General features: G+C 71.5%; 15 protein-coding genes. 5 read left to right on the forward strand and 10 right to left on the reverse strand.

What is annotated here, in order from left to right; genetic code table 11:
* The first annotated feature begins 38 nt into the window (after positions 1-38).
* Entirely contained in the window at positions 39-1,175 is a 1,137-nt protein-coding gene (locus ABTY40_RS26915; RefSeq protein ID WP_502990689.1) for a serine hydrolase domain-containing protein, read from the forward strand.
* 62 nt (positions 1,176-1,237) lie between these two features.
* On the opposite strand, the gene ABTY40_RS26920 is transcribed toward ABTY40_RS26915, so the two are convergent.
* The gene (locus ABTY40_RS26920) at positions 1,238-2,674 is read right to left on the reverse strand and encodes a gamma-aminobutyraldehyde dehydrogenase (RefSeq protein WP_352061886.1); all 1,437 of its coding nucleotides are present in this window, start codon (positions 2,672-2,674) and stop codon (positions 1,238-1,240) included.
* A gap of 204 nt (positions 2,675-2,878) precedes the next feature.
* Here ABTY40_RS26920 and ABTY40_RS26925 point away from each other — a divergent pair, with 204 nt between their 5' ends.
* From ABTY40_RS26925 to ABTY40_RS26940, 4 genes are all read left to right on the forward strand, one after another.
* A complete protein-coding gene (locus ABTY40_RS26925) occupies positions 2,879-3,370 on the forward strand; it encodes an Lrp/AsnC family transcriptional regulator (protein ID WP_309053624.1) in 492 nt (163 codons plus the stop codon).
* Positions 3,355-4,743 carry an aspartate aminotransferase family protein gene (locus ABTY40_RS26930; protein ID WP_345286977.1) on the forward strand — a complete coding sequence of 463 codons (1,389 nt, stop codon included), beginning with the start codon at positions 3,355-3,357 and terminating at the stop codon, positions 4,741-4,743. The genes ABTY40_RS26925 and ABTY40_RS26930 overlap by 16 nt, the downstream gene beginning before the upstream one ends.
* A 220-nt stretch (positions 4,744-4,963) precedes the next feature.
* Positions 4,964-5,695, forward strand: a complete 732-nt coding sequence (locus tag ABTY40_RS26935; RefSeq protein WP_352061887.1) for an ABC transporter ATP-binding protein — start codon at positions 4,964-4,966, stop codon at positions 5,693-5,695.
* On the forward strand, positions 5,677-6,831 hold the full coding sequence (locus tag ABTY40_RS26940; RefSeq protein WP_352061888.1) for a hypothetical protein: 1,155 nt from the start codon (positions 5,677-5,679) through the stop codon (positions 6,829-6,831). The genes ABTY40_RS26935 and ABTY40_RS26940 overlap by 19 nt, the downstream gene beginning before the upstream one ends.
* Before the next feature lie 10 nt (positions 6,832-6,841).
* On the opposite strand, the gene ABTY40_RS26945 is transcribed toward ABTY40_RS26940, so the two are convergent.
* The 9 genes from ABTY40_RS26945 to rpsB form a co-directional block, all read right to left on the reverse strand.
* A complete protein-coding gene (locus ABTY40_RS26945) occupies positions 6,842-7,879 on the reverse strand; it encodes an ABC transporter ATP-binding protein (RefSeq protein WP_352061889.1) in 1,038 nt (345 codons plus the stop codon).
* Positions 7,879-9,492, reverse strand: a complete 1,614-nt coding sequence (locus tag ABTY40_RS26950) for an ABC transporter permease (RefSeq protein ID WP_352061890.1) — start codon at positions 9,490-9,492, stop codon at positions 7,879-7,881. Before ABTY40_RS26950 ends, ABTY40_RS26945 begins: the two co-directional genes overlap by 1 nt.
* 38 nt (positions 9,493-9,530) lie before the next feature.
* Complete coding sequence (locus ABTY40_RS26955; protein WP_352061891.1) at positions 9,531-10,625, reverse strand: thiamine ABC transporter substrate-binding protein; 1,095 nt, start codon at positions 10,623-10,625, stop codon at positions 9,531-9,533.
* Between the two features lie 221 nt (positions 10,626-10,846).
* Positions 10,847-11,959, reverse strand: coding sequence for a dual-specificity RNA methyltransferase RlmN (gene rlmN, locus ABTY40_RS26960; protein WP_309052900.1), 1,113 nt, complete (start codon positions 11,957-11,959; stop codon positions 10,847-10,849).
* A gap of 177 nt (positions 11,960-12,136) precedes the next feature.
* Positions 12,137-13,240, reverse strand: a complete 1,104-nt coding sequence (locus ABTY40_RS26965) for a phosphatidate cytidylyltransferase (RefSeq protein ID WP_352061892.1) — start codon at positions 13,238-13,240, stop codon at positions 12,137-12,139.
* Positions 13,240-13,797 (reverse strand): ribosome recycling factor, encoded by a 558-nt coding sequence (frr, locus tag ABTY40_RS26970; protein ID WP_055641105.1) that lies wholly within the window; start codon positions 13,795-13,797, stop codon positions 13,240-13,242. The genes ABTY40_RS26965 and frr overlap by 1 nt, the downstream gene beginning before the upstream one ends.
* 94 nt (positions 13,798-13,891) lie before the next feature.
* The gene (gene pyrH, locus ABTY40_RS26975; protein ID WP_345286996.1) at positions 13,892-14,656 is read right to left on the reverse strand and encodes a UMP kinase; all 765 of its coding nucleotides are present in this window, start codon (positions 14,654-14,656) and stop codon (positions 13,892-13,894) included.
* 164 nt (positions 14,657-14,820) lie between these two features.
* Positions 14,821-15,657 carry a translation elongation factor Ts gene (gene tsf / locus ABTY40_RS26980; protein WP_345286998.1) on the reverse strand — a complete coding sequence of 279 codons (837 nt, stop codon included), beginning with the start codon at positions 15,655-15,657 and terminating at the stop codon, positions 14,821-14,823.
* Positions 15,658-15,768: 111 nt separating this feature from the next.
* Positions 15,769-16,674 carry a 30S ribosomal protein S2 gene (rpsB, locus tag ABTY40_RS26985; protein WP_352061893.1) on the reverse strand — a complete coding sequence of 302 codons (906 nt, stop codon included), beginning with the start codon at positions 16,672-16,674 and terminating at the stop codon, positions 15,769-15,771.
* Between the last annotated feature and the right edge of the window lie 246 nt (positions 16,675-16,920).

Here is a 16,920-nt window from a genome sequence, read left to right on the forward strand (position 1 = left end):
GGCAGTTGATCCGGCGGTACGGCAGCGGAACGGCGGCGCTGCGGCAGTCAGGCGGCAGCGGGGGCGGCGACGGCGGGGGCGGCGGAAGCGCGAGCCCGGCGAGCCCGGCGAGCCCGGCGAGCCCGGCGAGCCCGGACCTGAGCGCGGTGATCGCGGGCCTGCCGCGCGCCGACGCCACGGCCGCGCTCGTCCGGGTCGGCGGCACCGAGGGCTCCTGGCGGGGCGGCGCGGGCGTGCGCGATCTGGAGTCGATGAGCCCGGCGGTCGCGGACGGGCGGTTCCGGATCGGTTCGGTGACGAAGGTCTTCACCGCGGCGACCGTGCTCCGGCTCGCCGAGGAGGGCCGCGTCGACCTGGACCGGACGGCCCGCTCGTACCTGCCGGAGCTCATCCCCGGCCGCTACGCGACCGTGACGGTACGACAGCTGCTCGACCACACCCACGGCATCCCGGCCGCCGCCCTCCCCCGCAGGACCGTCGAGGAGGCGTACGCGCACCGCTTCGACCGGTACACGGCCGAGGAGCTGGTCCGCTCGGCGACGGCGCGGCCGCGCGAGTTCCGGCCGGGCACCCGGCAGCACTACCTCAACATCGGCTACACGGTCGCCGGCCTGATCGTGGAACGGGTCACCGGCACCTCCTACGAGCGCCAGCTGGAGCGCCTGGTGCTCGGCCCCCTCGGCCTGCGCGACACCTACGCGCCCGGTGCCTCGCCGCTGATCGCGGGGCCGTACAACCACGGCTACCAGACGATGCGGCTCGCCGACGGTACGACGGGGCCGCGCGACGTGTCGGTGTGGGGCCAGACCGACGCGTGGGCGGCGGGCGACCTCGTCTCGACCACCGCCGACCTGGAGCGCTTCACCCGGGCCCTGTTCGCGGGCCGGGTGGTGCGGGGCCCGCTCCTGGAGGAGATGTTCACCCTGCCGAAGGTCCGGGACGCGAAGACGGGCGACCCGGCCGCGTACTCCGTGGGCCTCTCCATGAAGCGGCTGGGCGGGCGGGAGGTGTGGGGCAAGACGGGGGGCCGCTGGGGGTTCAACGCTGCCGTCGCGTCGACCCGCGACGGCGCCCGCACGCTGGTGTACGCCGTGAACTCCACGGACGCCAAGGGCGAGGACATGAACCCGACGGCCCTCGGTCTGATGGTCGCCGCCTACGGCCTGCCCGAGTAACGGGGGACGCCGAACGGGCGGCCGGGACCCTCGGTCCCGGCCGCCCGTTCGGTGCTGTCCGGTCAGCCCAGGGACGTCATCACGTGCTTGATGCGCGTGTAGTCCTCGAAGCCGTACGCGGAGAGGTCCTTGCCGTAGCCGGACTTCTTGTAGCCGCCGTGGGGCATCTCGGCGACGAGCGGGATGTGGGTGTTGATCCACACGCAGCCGAAGTCGAGGGCCTTGGACATGCGCATCGCGCGCTGGTGGTCCTTGGTCCAGACGGAGGAGGCGAGGGCGTACTCGACGCCGTTGGCGAACTCCAGGGCCTGGGCCTCGTCCGTGAAGGACTGGACCGTGATGACCGGGCCGAAGACCTCGTTCTGGACGATCTCGTCGTCCTGCTTGAGGCCGGAGACGACGGTCGGGGCGTAGAAGTAGCCCTTGTCGCCGACGCGGTGGCCGCCGGCCTCGACCTTGGCGTGGGCCGGGAGGCGGTCGATGAAGCCGGAGACCTGCTTGAGCTGGTTCTCGTTGTTCAGCGGGCCGTACAGCACGTCCTCGTCGTCCGGCTGCCCCGTCTTGGTGCCGGCGGCGGCCTTCGCCAGGGCGGAGACGAACTCGTCGTGGATGGACTCGTGGACGAGGACGCGGGTGGCGGCCGTACAGTCCTGGCCGGCGTTGAAGAAGCCGGCCACCGAGATGTCCTCGACGGCCTTCTCGATGTCGGTGTCCTCGAAGACGACGACGGGTGCCTTGCCGCCCAGCTCCAGGTGGACGCGCTTGACGTCCTTGGCCGCCGACTCGGCGACCTGCATGCCGGCGCGGACCGAGCCGGTGATGGAGGCCATCGCCGGGGTCGGGTGCTCGACCATGGCCCGGCCGGTCTCGCGGTCGCCGCAGATCACGTTGAAGACGCCCTTGGGGACGATCTGCCCGATGATCTCGGCCATCAGGACGGTCGACGCGGGGGTCGTGTCCGAGGGCTTGAGGACGACGGTGTTGCCCGCGGCGAGCGCCGGGGCGAACTTCCACACGGCCATCATCATCGGGTAGTTCCACGGCGCGACCTGGGCGCAGACGCCCACGGGCTCGCGGCGGACGATCGAGGTCATGCCCTCCATGTACTCGCCGGCGGACTTGCCCTCGAGCATCCGGGCGGCACCCGCGAAGAAGCGGATCTGGTCCACCATGGGCGGGATCTCCTCGCTCGCGGTGAGAGCGACCGGCTTGCCGGTGTTCTCGACCTCGGCGGCGATGAGGTCCTCGGCCCGCTCCTCGAAGGCGTCGGCGATCTTGAGGAGTACCTTCTGGCGCTCGGCGGGCGTGGTGTCGCGCCAGGCGGGGAAGGCGGCCGCGGCGGCCTCCATGGCGGCGTCGACGTCGGCCTGGCCGGAGAGCGGGGAGGTCGCGTACACCTCACCGGTGGCCGGGTTGATCACGTCGATCGTGCGGCCGTCGGCCGCGTCCCGGAACTCCCCGTTGATGTAGTTGCGCAGCCGGCGCAGCTCGGTGGTCACTTGCCACCCCTCCTGTCACGTTCTGTCGTCGCACGTCCTTGTGCGCGTCCCGATGGGCGAGACACCTCAGGGTAGTCGCTCGGCTGACGCTTTCAACAGGCCCAGGGCCCCTCAACTTCGGAATCAGTGAGATCAAGACCCTCTCGCAACGGATTTCATCACTCCCGGCTTGCAAGACTGACAATCTCGGTGCACAGTGAAGACGTGGCCAGTCGAAGCACAGACCCGAGAACCGGAACCGGTTCGTCCCCGACGATCGATGCCGTCTCCCTGGCGATCATCGAACAGCTCCAGCAGGACGGACGCCGTCCCTACGCCGCCATCGGCAAGGCCGTCGGCCTCTCCGAAGCGGCCGTGCGACAGCGCGTCCAGAAGCTGCTCGACCAGGGCGTCATGCAGATCGTCGCCGTCACCGACCCGCTCACCGTGGGCTTCCGGCGGCAGGCGATGGTCGGCATCAACGTCGAGGGTGACCTGGATCCGGTCGCGGACGCGCTGACGGCCATGGCCGAATGCGAGTACGTGGTGATGACCGCGGGCTCCTTCGACCTGATGGTGGAGATCGTCTGCGAGGACGACGACCACCTCCTGGAAGTGATCAACCGGCGCATCCGCACTCTCCCCGGCGTGCGCTCCACCGAGAGCTTCGTCTACCTCAAGCTCAAGAAGCAGACCTACATGTGGGGAACCCGATAGCCGTGAGCAACTCCCGCAGCGATCTCTCCAAGTCCGCATACGACCACCTGTGGATGCACTTCACCCGCATGTCGTCGTACGAGAACAACCCCGTGCCGACCATCGTCCGCGGTGAAGGCACCTACATCTGGGACGACAAGGGCAGGAAGTACCTCGACGGCCTCGCCGGCCTGTTCGTGGTCCAGGCCGGACACGGCCGCGGCGAGCTTGCCCAGGTGGCCGCCAAGCAGGCCCAGGAGCTCGCCTTCTTCCCGGTGTGGTCCTACGCCCACCCGAAGGCCGTCGAGCTGGCCGAGCGCCTCGCGAACGAGGCCCCCGGCGACCTCAACAAGGTCTTCTTCACCACCGGTGGCGGCGAGGCCGTCGAGACCGCGTGGAAGCTCGCCAAGCAGTACTTCAAGCTGGTCGGCAAGCCCACCAAGTACAAGGTCATCTCGCGCGCGGTCGCCTACCACGGCACCCCGCAGGGCGCCCTGTCCATCACGGGCCTGCCGGGCCTGAAGGCCCCCTTCGAGCCGCTGGTCCCCGGCGCGCACAAGGTGCCGAACACCAACATCTACCGCGCGCCGCTGTTCGGCGACGACCCGGAGGCCTTCGGCCGCTGGGCCGCCGACCAGATCGAGCAGCAGATCCTGTTCGAGGGCCCGGACACCGTCGCCGCGGTCTTCCTGGAGCCGGTGCAGAACGCCGGCGGCTGCTTCCCGCCGCCGCCCGGGTACTTCAAGCGGGTCCGCGAGATCTGCGACCAGTACGACGTGCTGCTCGTCTCCGACGAGGTCATCTGCGCCTTCGGCCGCCTCGGCACCACCTTCGCCTGCGACAAGTTCGGCTACGTGCCGGACATGATCACCTGCGCCAAGGGCATGACCTCGGGCTACTCCCCGATCGGCGCGTGCATCATCTCCGACCGCCTGGCCGAGCCGTTCTACAAGGGTGACAACACCTTCCTGCACGGCTACACCTTCGGCGGCCACCCGGTCTCCGCGGCCGTGGGCATCGCCAACCTCGACCTGTTCGAGAAGGAGAAGCTCAACCAGCACGTGCTCGACAACGAGGGCAACTTCCTGTCGACCCTGCAGAAGCTGCACGACCTGCCGATCGTCGGCGACGTCCGCGGCAACGGCTTCTTCTACGGCATCGAGCTCGTGAAGGACAAGGCCACCAAGGAGTCCTTCAACGACGAGGAGACCGAGCGCGTCCTCTACGGCTTCCTCTCCAAGGCGCTGTTCGACAACGGCCTGTACTGCCGTGCCGACGACCGTGGCGACCCGGTCATCCAGCTGGCTCCGCCGCTGATCTCGGACCAGTCCACCTTCGACGAGATCGAGTCGATCCTCCGCGCCACCCTCACCGAGGCGTGGACGAAGCTCTGATCCTCCCGAAGCATCACGCCGCCCTCACGGCGTGACCCCGGCCCGGGCGTGCCGCCATCCGAGTGGATGGCGGCGGCCCGGGCCGCGTGCTGTCCGGACACGCGGACGCGACTCCTTACGGTGCCGAGTGACCCACTGGCCCGTCCCCTCGTTCCCCCGTACGGCGGAACACGGGGGAAACGGGGGACGACGCATCAGATCCGACATCGAGGTGTACGCGATGGTGGCCCCACCGGACAACGACGTGCTCTGGGCGCGTTCCCTGCACTGCGCCCTGGACGGCTCCGACGCCCTCAGCGGCGTCTCCCTCGGCGTCCGTGAGGGCGAGATCCTGGCCCTGACCGGCCCGCGCGGCAGCGGCAAGACGACCCTCCTGCGCTGCCTCTCCGGTCAGCTCGTCCCCCAGCAGGGCGAGGTCTGGTTCAACAGCTCCCCCGTGCACACCCTCGGCCGCGCCCAGCGCGAACGGCTCCGCCGCGACCGCTTCGGCTGGATCGGCCCCGAGCCCGGTCTGGTCCCCGAACTCACCGGCTGGGAGAACGCCGCCCTCCCCCTGCTCCTGGGCGGGGTGTCCCACCGCGCCGCGCGGACCGCCGCCGGCGAGTGGCTCGACCGGCTCGACATCGGCGACACCGCCCGGACCCGCCCGCACGCCCTCACCCTGTCGCAGCGCCAGCGGATCGCGCTCGCCCGCGCGCTCGTCACCACCCCGGCCGTCCTCTTCGCCGACGAGCCGACCGCCGCCCTGCACCGGGCCGACGGCGCCCTGGTGCTCCGCACCCTCACGGCGGCCGCCCGCTCGCACGGCATCACCGTCGTCCTCGCCACCCACGACGACGGGATCGCGGCCCTCGCCGACCGCACGGTCGCCCTGCTCGACGGACGCCGGGCCGGCGCCGTACCCCCGTCGTCCGGTGCGGAGGGCGTCACGGCGTGCTCGCTCTCCGTCTAGTCCGCGGCACCCGTCCCGTCGTCCAGCTGCGGCGGCTGCTCGTCGCCGCGGCGACCGCCGGGGTCGGCTTCCTGCTCCTGTGCACGCTCGGATACGCCGTCGGCCACCCCGACCGGTCCCCGGCCTCCGCCCTGCGGCTGCTGTGGTGCGCGCTGCCGCTGGCGGCCACCGTCCAGTTCGCCGTCGCCGTCGCCCGCACCGACCCGAGCGTCCGGCCCCGGCCCGGCCTCTCCGCCGTCGGGCTCGGCCCCGCCCGGCTCACCGCCGTCGCCGCGGCCTCCACCGCGGTCGCCTGCACGCTCGGCTCCGCGGTCGCGCTCCTCCTCTACCTGCACCTGCGCGGCGACCTCACCGGCCTGCCCTTCGACGGGGCGGCGGCCGGACTCCTCGCCGCCGACCGGCCCGTCCCCGTCGCCGCCGCCCTCACCCTGCTCGCGCTCCCGCCCGCCGCCGCCACCACGGCGGCCGGCCTGGCGCTCCGCCCGGGCCGCACCGACGCCCCCGCCCCCCGGGGCGCCGAGCGGACCCTGCCCTCCGGGCTGCCGTGGGGCGTCGCCTTGGTCGCGGTCGGCCTCGCCGCCGAGACGTACGCGGCCCGGGGCGGCGGCGGGAGCGGCCTGCCCCTGCCGGGCCGCTTCGACGGCAGCCCCACCGGCGTCCTCGCCGGCTGGGTCCTCACCGCGATCGGCCTCGCCACGGCCGGGCCGGGCATCGCCCACGGCTGCGGACGCCTCCTCCAGGCGTTCCGGCCCGGCGCGGTACGGCTCCTCGCGGGCCGGGTCCTCATGGACGAGGCCCCGCGCATCGGCCGCCCGCTCGGCGTGGTCGGCGCGGTCCTCTCGGCCCTGATCGCGGCGGCCACGGTGTACGCCTCGGGCCCCGGCACCGACGCGTTCGGGCCGCTCACCGGCCTCGGCGCGCTCCTGATCGTCGTCTGCACCACGGCGACACTGCTCACCGCGGCCCTGGAGTCCCGCCAGTACCGCGCCCGCACCACCGAGGCGCTCCTGCGGCTCGGCGCACCACCCACCGTCCTGCGCACGGCCGCCCTGATGCGGGCCGGTGTCCTCCTCGCCGTGTTCCTGCCGGTGACCTGGCTGGTCGGCACGCTGGCGGCGCTCCCCCTGACCGGCTGAGAGGGGAGGCCTACGGCCCGGTCCGGGGCTCCTCGTCGAGGACCACCACGTCCTCCGGGCGGAACGCGACGGAGATCTCGGCGTCCTCGGCGGGCACGTCGCCCAGGGGGAACGTGGCCTCCAGCGGAGGGCCGGCGGGTGGGGTGAGGGTGACCGAGACGTGCAGGCCGCGGAAGGTGCGGGCGGCGACACGGCAGGTCAGGCCGGTGCCGGGGGCGGTGAGTCGGACGCCCGCCGGGCGGACGAGGAGGGTGCGGTCGCCCTGCGGGGAGCCGGGCGGGACCGGGACGGGGCCCCACACCGTGCGCGCCTCCGTGCCGGCGACCGTGGCGGGCACCACGTTGTCGAAACCGAGGAAACGCGCCACGAACGCGGAGGCGGGCCGCTGCCACACCTCCACCGGCGTCCCCGACTGCGCGATCCGGCCCTCCCGCATCACCACGACCCGGTCGGCCAGCGCGAACGCCTCCCCCTGGTCGTGAGTGACGGCCAGGACCGTCGTCCCCAGCCGCCCGAAGAGGTGCCGCAGCTCCACCACGAGCCGCTCCCGCAGCCCCCGGTCCAGCTGCCCGAGCGGCTCGTCCAGCATGAGGAGCCGGGGCCGGGGGGCCAGCGCCCGGGCCAGCGCCACCCGCTGCTGCTCGCCACCGGACAGGGAGGCGACCGCCCGCCGCTGCGCGCCGGGCAGACCCACCAGGTCGAGCAGCTCCGCCACCCGCCCCTCCCGCTCGGCGCGGTCCACGCCCCGCATCCGCAGGCCGAACTCCACGTTCCCCGCCACGTCCCGCTGCGGGAACAGCTGGTGGTCCTGGAACATGAGCCCCACGCCCCGCCGGTGCGTCGGCACGCCCGCCTGGTCGGCGCCGCCCAGCAGCACCCGGCCCGCGTCCAGGTCCCGCAGCCCCGCCACCGCCCGCAGCAGCGTCGACTTGCCGCTGCCGCTGGGGCCCAGCACACAGACGATCTCGTGCTCGGCGACCACCAGGTCCACGCCGTCGAGCACGGCCCGCGCCCCGTACCGTACGGTCGCGCCGTCGAGTGTCAGCATCAGAACTCCCCGGTGGTCCGGTCGGTCCGCAGCCGTTCGAGCAGCAGCAGGGACACCGCGCACACCACCATCAGAATCGTCGACAGGGCCATCGCCTGCCCGTAGTTGAGCTCACCGGGCCGGCCCAGCAGCCGTGCCACCGCCACCGGCAGCGTCGGACTGTCCGGCCGGGCGATGAAGACCGTCGCGCCGAACTCGCCGAGCGAGACGGCGAAGGCGAACCCGGACGCGACGAGCAGCGCCCGCCGCACCATCGGCAGGTCCACCTCCCGCCAGGCCCGCCACGGCGAGGCGCCGAGCACGGCCGCCGCCTCCCGCAGCCGCTCGTCCACCGCCCGCAGCACCGGCAGCATCGTCCGCACCACGAACGGCACCCCGACCAGGGCCTGCGCGAGCGGCACCAGGATCCAGCTGGCCCGCAGATCGAACGGCGGCTCGTCGAGCGTGATGAGGAAACCGAAACCGACGGTCACCGCCGACACCCCGAGCGGCAGCATCAGCAGCGCGTCGAAGCCGCGCACGAGACGCCCCGCCCTCCGGGTGAGCGCCGCCGCCGCGAGGCCGCCGACCAGCACCGCGATGCCGGTCGCCGCCGCCGCGTACCGCAGCGAGTTCCCGATCGCCTCCAGCGGCGGCACCAGGAAGGTACCGGTCGCGTCCAGCGAGCCGAGCGCCCGGTAGTAGCGCAGCCCGTACCCGTCCGGCCCGGCGAAGGACCGCTCCACGAGCACGCCCAGCGGCAGCAGGATCAGCAGCGCCACCGTCAGCAGTACACCCGCGAGCAGCGCCCACTGCCCGGCGCCGCGCGGCCGGCGGGCGGTCCGCTCCGCCGCCACCAGCCGCAGCGCGGTCTCCCGCCGGCGGACCGTCCACGCGTGCACACCGAGGATCACGCCCACCGCCACGAACTGCGTCAGCGTGAGCACGGCGGCGGTCGGCAGGTCCAGCAGCCGGGCCGTCTGCCGGTAGATCTCCGCCTCCAGCGTCGTGTACGCGTCCCCGCCGAGGATCTGTACGACACCGAAGGAGGTGAAGGTGAACAGGAACACCATCAGCGCGGCCGCCGACACCGCGGGCACCAGCGCCGGCAGCGTCACCGTCCGCCAGGCCGTGAACCGGGAGGCGCCGAGGACCCGTGCCGCCTCCTCCTGCCGGGGGTCGAGCTGCGCCCACAGCCCGCCGACGGTCCGGACGACCACCGCGTAGTTGAAGAAGACATGAGCCAGGAGGATCGCCCACACCGTCGTGTCGAGCCGCACCCCCCACAGCGTGTCCGTCAGCCCGCCCCGGCCGACGACCGCGAGGAACGCCGTGCCGACGAGCACCGTCGGCAGCACGAACGGCACCGTGACGACCGCCCGCAGCACGTCCTTGCCGGGAAAGTCGAAGCGGGCAAAGACGTACGCCCCCGGCAGCGCGAGCAGCAGCGTAAGGCCGGTGGAGGCCGCCGCCTGCCCCACGGTGAAGCCGAGCACGTCCAGGATCTCCGGCCGGCCCAGCGTCTCGCCGATCCGGCCGAACCGCCACGACCCGTCGGGCCGCAGCCCCCGGTCCACGATCGACACGACCGGCCAGGCGAAGAAGACCGCGAAGAAGGCGACCGGCAGGGCCATCAGGCCCAGCCGCGCCGCGCTCCCCCCGCGACCGCGCGTCACTTCAGGACGAGCGACGACCACTGCCGGATCCACCCGTCACGCTTCTCGGCGATCTTCTCCGGCGCCATCGTCCCGGGCCGCTCGACCACCACGCCGTGCCGGGTGAACAGCTCCGGCAGGCTCGCGTCCTTCGCCACCGGGTTGACGAACATCTGCAGCGGCATGTCGTCCTGGAACGTCTTCGAGATCAGGAAGTCGATCAGCTTCTTGCCGCCCTCGGGGTTCTTCGCCCCGTTCAGCAGCCCCGCGAACTCGATCTGCCGGAAGCAGGTGCCGGTCGACACCCCGGTGGGGGCCTCCTTGGGCCGCGGCTCGCCGTAGAGGACCTCCACGGGCGGGCTGGAGGCGTACGAGACGACGAGCGGCCGGTCGCCCTTGGCCTGCCGGCCGCCGGCCGAGCCGGAGAACTCCTGGTTGTAGGCGAGCTCCCAGCTGTCGACGGTCTTCACCCCGTTGGCCTTCAGCTTCTTCCAATAGTCCTGCCAGCCCTCGTCGCCGTACGCGGCGACCGTGCCGAGCAGGAAACCGAGGCCCGGGGAGGACCGCTCGGGGTTCTCCACCACCAGCAGGTCCTTGTACTGCGGCTTCGCCAGGTCGTCGAAGGTCCGCGGCGGCGCCAGCTTCTTCTCCGCGAAGAACTTCTTGTCGTAGTTGACGCAGATGTCGCCGGAGTCGACGGGCGTGACCCGCCGCTCCTCGTCCAGCCGGTACGCGGCGGGCACCCGGTCCAGGCCCTTCGCCTCGTACGGCACGAAGATCCCGTTGTCGAGGGCGCGGGACAGCAGGGTGTTGTCGACGCCGAAGAAGACGTCGCCCTGCGGGGAGCCCTTGGTCAGGATCTCCTTGTTCACGGCCTCGCCCGCGTCCCCGGCCTTCAGGACCCGGACCGTGAGACCGGTCTCCTTGGTGAAGGCGGCCAGCACCTCCTTGGAGGCGTTGAACGAGTCGTGGCTCACGAGCGTCACGGTCTTCGGCGCCGGCCCACCGCTCTTGCCCGCGGCCTCGCGGGCGTCCTCGGTGGAGCAGGCGGCCAGGCTCGTCACACCGAGCGCCGCGACCAGCGCGACGGCGGCGTACTTCTTGGTGCTCACTGGATTCCTCCTGGGGGTGACCAGGAAGAGACGCGGCCCTGCCCGCGACCGGCGGACCGGACGCGGGCAGGGCGCAACAGCTCGAGTTAACGACCGAACTTCCTACCCAGAATGACCTGGGCGAGGTTCAGAGGGTCTGCGGTCTGACGGTCACCGCACTCTCAGCGCTGTGGCGCTCCCCTGTCGGAATATGCAGATGTGTTCGAGCACAGAGTACAAGGTCAGCGCTCGGACGCCGCGAGCTGTCCACAGGCGCCGTCGATCTCCTGGCCACGGGTGTCCCGGACGGTCACCGGAACACCGTGGGCGGCGATCGCCTCGACGAACGCCTTCTCGTCCTCGGGCCGGGACGCCGTCCACTTCGAACCCGGGGTCGGGTTCAGCGGGATCAGGTTGACGTGCACCCGCTTGCCCTTCAGCAGCCGGCCCAGCAGGTCACCCCGCCACGCCTGGTCGTTGATGTCCCGGATGAGGGCGTACTCGATGGAGATCCGGCGCCCGGACTTCTCCGCGTACTCCCACGCCGCGTCGAGGACCTCCCGCACCTTCCACCGCGTGTTCACCGGCACGAGCGTGTCGCGCAGCTCGTCGTCCGGCGCGTGCAGCGAGACCGCCAGACGGCACTTGAAGCCCTCGTCGGCGAACCGCAGCATCGCGGGCACCAGGCCGACCGTGGACACGGTGATCCCGCGCTGCGACAGGCCGAGTCCGTCCGGCTCCGGGTCGGTGAGCCGGCGGATCGCGCCGACGACCCGCTTGTAGTTCGCCAGCGGCTCGCCCATCCCCATGAACACGATGTTCGACAGCCGCGCCGGCCCGCCGGGGACCTCCCCGTCGCGCAGCGCCCGCATGCCGTCCACGATCTGGTGCACGATCTCCGCGGTCGACAGGTTCCGGTCGAGACCGGCCTGCCCGGTGGCGCAGAACGGACAGTTCATGCCGCAGCCGGCCTGCGAGGAGATGCACATCGTCACCCGGTCCGGGTAGCGCATGAGCACCGACTCGACGAGCGTGCCGTCGTGCAGCCGCCACAGCGTCTTACGGGTGGTGTCGTCGTCGCACGACACGTGCCGCACCACCGACATCAGGTCCGGCAGCAGCTCCGCCGCCAGCTTCTCCCGCGACGCGGCCGGGATGTCGGTCCACGCCGCGGGATCGTGCGCGTACCGCGCGAAGTAGTGCGTCGACAGCTGCTTGGCGCGGAACGGCTTCTCGCCGATCGCCGCGACCGCCTCCTTCCGCTCGGCGGGCGAGAGGTCGGCGAGGTGCCGCGGCGGCTGCTTGGCTCCGCGCGGGGCGACGAAAGTGAGTTCTCCGGGAAGCGGACGGGCCACGTCGGGCGTCTCCTCAAAACGACTGAGGTCCGCCCCCGCGACGGCGGGTGGCACGGCGAGCACGGCGGCAGGGCGCCGGGGCCGGGAGACCTCTGGATCACCCCCCGCAGCGGCGGGGGACTACGAAGGGCCCGCGGCGCCACGCGCCACGAGCCCTTCCAGAGTACCCGCTGTCCGTCAACCCGTTCCGACGAACAGTCCCAGCAGCAGCCACACCACCGGTGCCGTCGGCAGCAGCGAGTCCAGCCGGTCCATGATGCCGCCGTGCCCCGGCAGCAGCGTGCCCATGTCCTTGATGCCGAGGTCCCGCTTGATCATCGACTCGCCGAGGTCACCGAGCGTCGCGCTCGCCGCCACCGCCAGGCCCAGCAGCAGCCCCTGCCACCAGGTGCCGCCGTCGATCAGGAACTCCATGCACAGCGCGCCCGCCGCCATCGCGAACGTCACCGCGCCGACCAGCCCCTCCCGGGTCTTGCCGGGGCTGATCCGCGGGGCCAGCTTGTGCTTCCCGAACCGCCAGCCGATCGCGTACGCCCCCGTGTCGCTGACGACCGTCAGCAGCAGGAACGTCAGCACCCGCCACGGCCCGTCGTCCGCCGTGAGCAGCAGCGCCACGAACGTCGCCAGGAACGGCACGTAGAACGCGGCGAAGACACCGGCCGTGACGTCCTTCAGATAGCCCTCGGGGGGCTCCGTCATCCGCCACACCAGCACCGCGAGCGCGGTCAGGGCCATCGCGACCCACGCGCCCTCCGGTCCGCGCACGAAACCGGCGACGACCATCGCCGCGCCGCCGACGGCGAGCGGCACCAGCGGCGCCTTGATCTCCTTGCGCTCCTGGAGACGGGAGGTGAGCTCCCAGAGCCCGACCACCACGGCGATCGCTATGACGCCGACGAACGCCGGCGGCCAGACGAACAGCGAGGCGATGACGACGGCGCCGAGACCGACTCCGACCCCTATGGCCGCGCCCAGGTCCCGCCCCGCGCTCTTCTTCTGCCGTGGCGTCCCGGACCCGGGCGGCGGAGGGGGGGTGGGGCTGGACATGGGCTCCTGCGGGTGCTCGTGCGGTCCCCCGTCACGGAACAGGGGACCGCCCGTGTGGGCGGCCCCCCGGCCGTGTCCGTCCTGGAATCCGCCGGCGGGAACGTCGGGCACGATGGGCATGGGGCGAGTCTGCGACGCCTCCTGCCGATCGTGTGCGGGACCCGCCGGGGCAGGCCCCTGGTCGGGTCCGCCGAAGCCGGCTCCGGCCGGCGACCCCCAGGAAGAGTCGTTCATCAGACCTCGAGCAGCTCGGCTTCCTTGTGCTTGAGCAGCTCGTCCACCTGCGCGACGTACTTCGCGGTGGTGTCGTCGAGCTCCTTCTCGGCGCGGCGGCCCTCGTCCTCGCCGACCTCGCCGTCCTTCACGAGCTTGTCGATGGACTCCTTGGCCTTGCGGCGCACCGAGCGGATCGAGATCTTCGAGTCCTCGGCCTTGCCCTTGGCGACCTTGATGTACTCGCGGCGGCGCTCCTCCGTCAGCTCGGGGAACACCACCCGGATGATGTTGCCGTCGTTGCTCGGGTTGACGCCGAGGTCCGAGTCCCGGATCGCCTGCTCGATGTTGCGCAGCGCGCTCTTGTCGAACGGGGTCACCACGGCCATGCGCGGCTCCGGGACGGAGAACGACGCCAGCTGGTTGATGGGGGTGATGGCACCGTAGTAGTCCGCCACGATCTTGTTGAACATCGCCGGGTGCGCACGGCCGGTGCGGATCGCGGCGAAGTCCTCCTTGGCGACCACGACGGCCTTCTCCATCTTCTCCTCGGCCTCGAGGAGGGTCTCTTCGATCACCAGTTGCTCCTGCGTGTCGTCGCGTTGTGTCCTGCACGGTGTACGACCGGCAGGGCTGTCGTCCAGCCCCTGGCGGGGCGGTTCCCGGTTCGGGTCAGGCCCGGGTGCCCTGGTCGCTCACGAGCGTGCCGATCTTCTCACCCTTCACCGCGCGGGCGATATTGCCCTCGGTGAGCAGTTCGAAGACGAGGATCGGGAGATTGTTGTCCCGGCACAGGGTGATGGCGGTGGCGTCGGCGACCTTCAGGTCGCGGGAGAGCACCTCGCCGTACTCCAGCGCGTCGAACTTGACCGCGTCGGGGTTGGCCTTGGGGTCGGAGTCGTAGACGCCGTCCACACCGTTCTTGCCCATGAGCAGGGCCTCGGCGTCGATCTCCAGGGCACGCTGGGCGGCCGTGGTGTCCGTGGAGAAGTACGGCATGCCCATACCGGCGCCGAAGATGACGACGCGGCCCTTCTCCAGGTGGCGCACGGCGCGCAGCGGGATGTACGGCTCGGCGACCTGGCCCATGGTGATGGCGGTCTGGACGCGCGAGTCGATGCCCTCCTTCTCCAGGAAGTCCTGGAGGGCGAGGCAGTTCATCACGGTGCCGAGCATGCCCATGTAGTCGGACCGGGCCCGGTCCATGCCGCGCTGCTGGAGTTCGGCTCCGCGGAAGAAGTTTCCGCCGCCGATCACGATCGCGATCTCCGCGCCGTCGCGGACGACTGCCGCGATCTCGCGCGCGATGGCGTGCACGACGTCGGGGTCGACGCCCAGGCCGGTACCGCCGGAGAAGGCCTCCCCGGACAGCTTCAGCATGTAGCGGCCGGCCTTTTTGCCGTTGTTGTCGTCGCCCTGTACGGCGCCCTGATTCATGGAGATCTCCTCGTGCACATACGAAGAAGGCCATTGCCTGGGGTCCTCGTGGGTGTCCCGTGCGGCAATGGCCTCCTCGTCAGATCTGCGGTCGTCCTGCGCGGGCGCGGACGACTGCTTCAGACCCTACCGGGGTCCGGTGTCCGTCGCGTACGCGAGCGGACTCAGATGCCGACCTTGATGCGCGAGAAGCGCTTCAGGGTGACACCGGCCTCGTCCAGGATCTGCTGGACAGTCTTCTTGTTGTCCAGGGCGTACGGCTGGCCGAGCAGCGTCGCGTCCTTGAAGAAGCCGTTGAGGCGACCCTCGACGATCTTGGGGAGCGCGGCCTCGGGCTTGCCCTCGGCGCGGGTGGTCTCCTCGGCGACGCGGCGCTCGGTCTCGACGACCTCGGCCGGGACGTCCTCCTTGGAGAGGTACTTCGGGGCGAACGCGGCGATGTGCTGGGCGACACCCTTGGCGACCGCGGCGTCCTCCTTGTCCAGCTCCACCAGGACACCGATCTGCGGCGGCAGGTCGGGCATGGTGCGGTGCATGTACGCGGAGACGTAACCGTCGGCGTACTGCGCGAAGCGGTCCAGGACGATCTTCTCGCCGAGGTTGGCGTTGGCCTCGTCCACGAACGCCTGGACGGTCTTGCCGGGCTCGATCTCCGAGGCCAGCAGGGCGTCGATGTCGGCCGGGGAGGTGGCGGCGACGTGCGCGGCGAGCGCGTTGGCGACGGCCAGGAACTTCTCGCCCTTGGCGACGAAGTCCGTCTCGCACTTCAGCTCGACCAGGACACCGGAGGTGTTGTCGTCGGCGATGAGGGAGACCACGGCGCCGTTCTCGGCGGAGCGGCCCTCACGCTTGGCGACACCCTTCTGGCCCTTGATGCGCAGGGCCTCGACGGCCTTGTCGACGTCGCCGTCGGCCTCGTCCAGGGCCTTCTTGCAGTCCATCATGCCGGCGCCGGTGAGCTCGCGGAGCTTCTTGACGTCAGCGGCGGTGTAGTTCGCCATGAGTCTGTTTCTCTCTCGAAGTCTGAAAGATCGGGCGGGTCCACGGGTGGACGGCGGAGGCTTCGTGGGCCTCCGCCGTCGTCACCCGAAGGTCCTCAGGGACCTGAAGGGTCAGGCCTGCTCGGCGTCCGCGGCCGGAGCCTCGGTGGCCTCGGCCTCCGGGGCCTCGGCGACCTCCGCGGCCGGAGCCTCGGCAGCGGCCTCGGCCGGCTTCTCGGCGGCGGCCTCGTCGGCCTTCTTGTCGCCCTCGAGCAGGTCGCGCTCCCACTCGGCGAGCGGCTCGCCCGCGGCCTTCTCGCCCGGCTTCGAGTCACCGGTCGCGGCGCCGGAACGGGCGATGAGGCCCTCGGCGACGGCGTCGGCGATCACGCGGGTGAGCAGGGTGACGGAGCGGATCGCGTCGTCGTTGCCCGGGATCTTGTAGTCGACCTCGTCGGGGTCGCAGTTGGTGTCGAGGATCGCGACGACCGGGATGTGGAGCTTGCGCGCCTCACCGACGGCGATGTGCTCCTTCTTGGTGTCGACGATCCAGACGGCGCTCGGCACCTTCTGCATCTCGCGGATACCACCGAGGGTCTTCTCCAGCTTGGCCTTCTCGCGGGAGAGGACCAGGAGCTCCTTCTTGGTGAGGCCCGACGCGGCCACGTCCTCGAAGTCGATCTGCTCGAGCTCCTTGAGGCGCTGCAGACGCTTGTAGACGGTCGAGAAGTTGGTGAGCATGCCGCCCAGCCAGCGCTGGTTCACGTACGGCATGCCGACGCGGGTCGCCTGCTCGGCGATGGCCTCCTGGGCCTGCTTCTTCGTACCGACGAACATGATGGAGCCGCCGTGGGCGACGGTCTCCTTGACGAACTCGTAGGCGCGGTCGATGTACGACAGCGACTGGAGCAGGTCGATGATGTAGATGCCGTTGCGCTCGGTGAAGATGAAACGCTTCATCTTCGGGTTCCAGCGACGGGTCTGGTGACCGAAGTGGACGCCGCTCTCCAGCAGCTCCCGCATCGTGACGACGGCCATGGCCGTATCTCCTTGGGTTTCTCGGTTGTGTTCCTGACGCCCCGGCGCGCCATGCCCACAAGGGACCGAAAGGCGCTGCCACCCGCCGAGGAGACCGGTGGCGGGGCGTGCGAAGTCGACCCGGTGACCCGGATCGCCATAGGAAGTGTACGGGACCCCGGGAGGCCCGGTGACCCCACGGTCGGGTGACGCCGCTGTCCACAGCCGCACGGTTGTCCACAGAACCCCCGCTCCCCCGCCACGGCC

The sequence above is a fragment of the Streptomyces sp. NPDC126503 genome (genome assembly GCF_040302405.1).
Lineage (GTDB): Bacteria > Actinomycetota > Actinomycetes > Streptomycetales > Streptomycetaceae > Streptomyces > Streptomyces gulbargensis.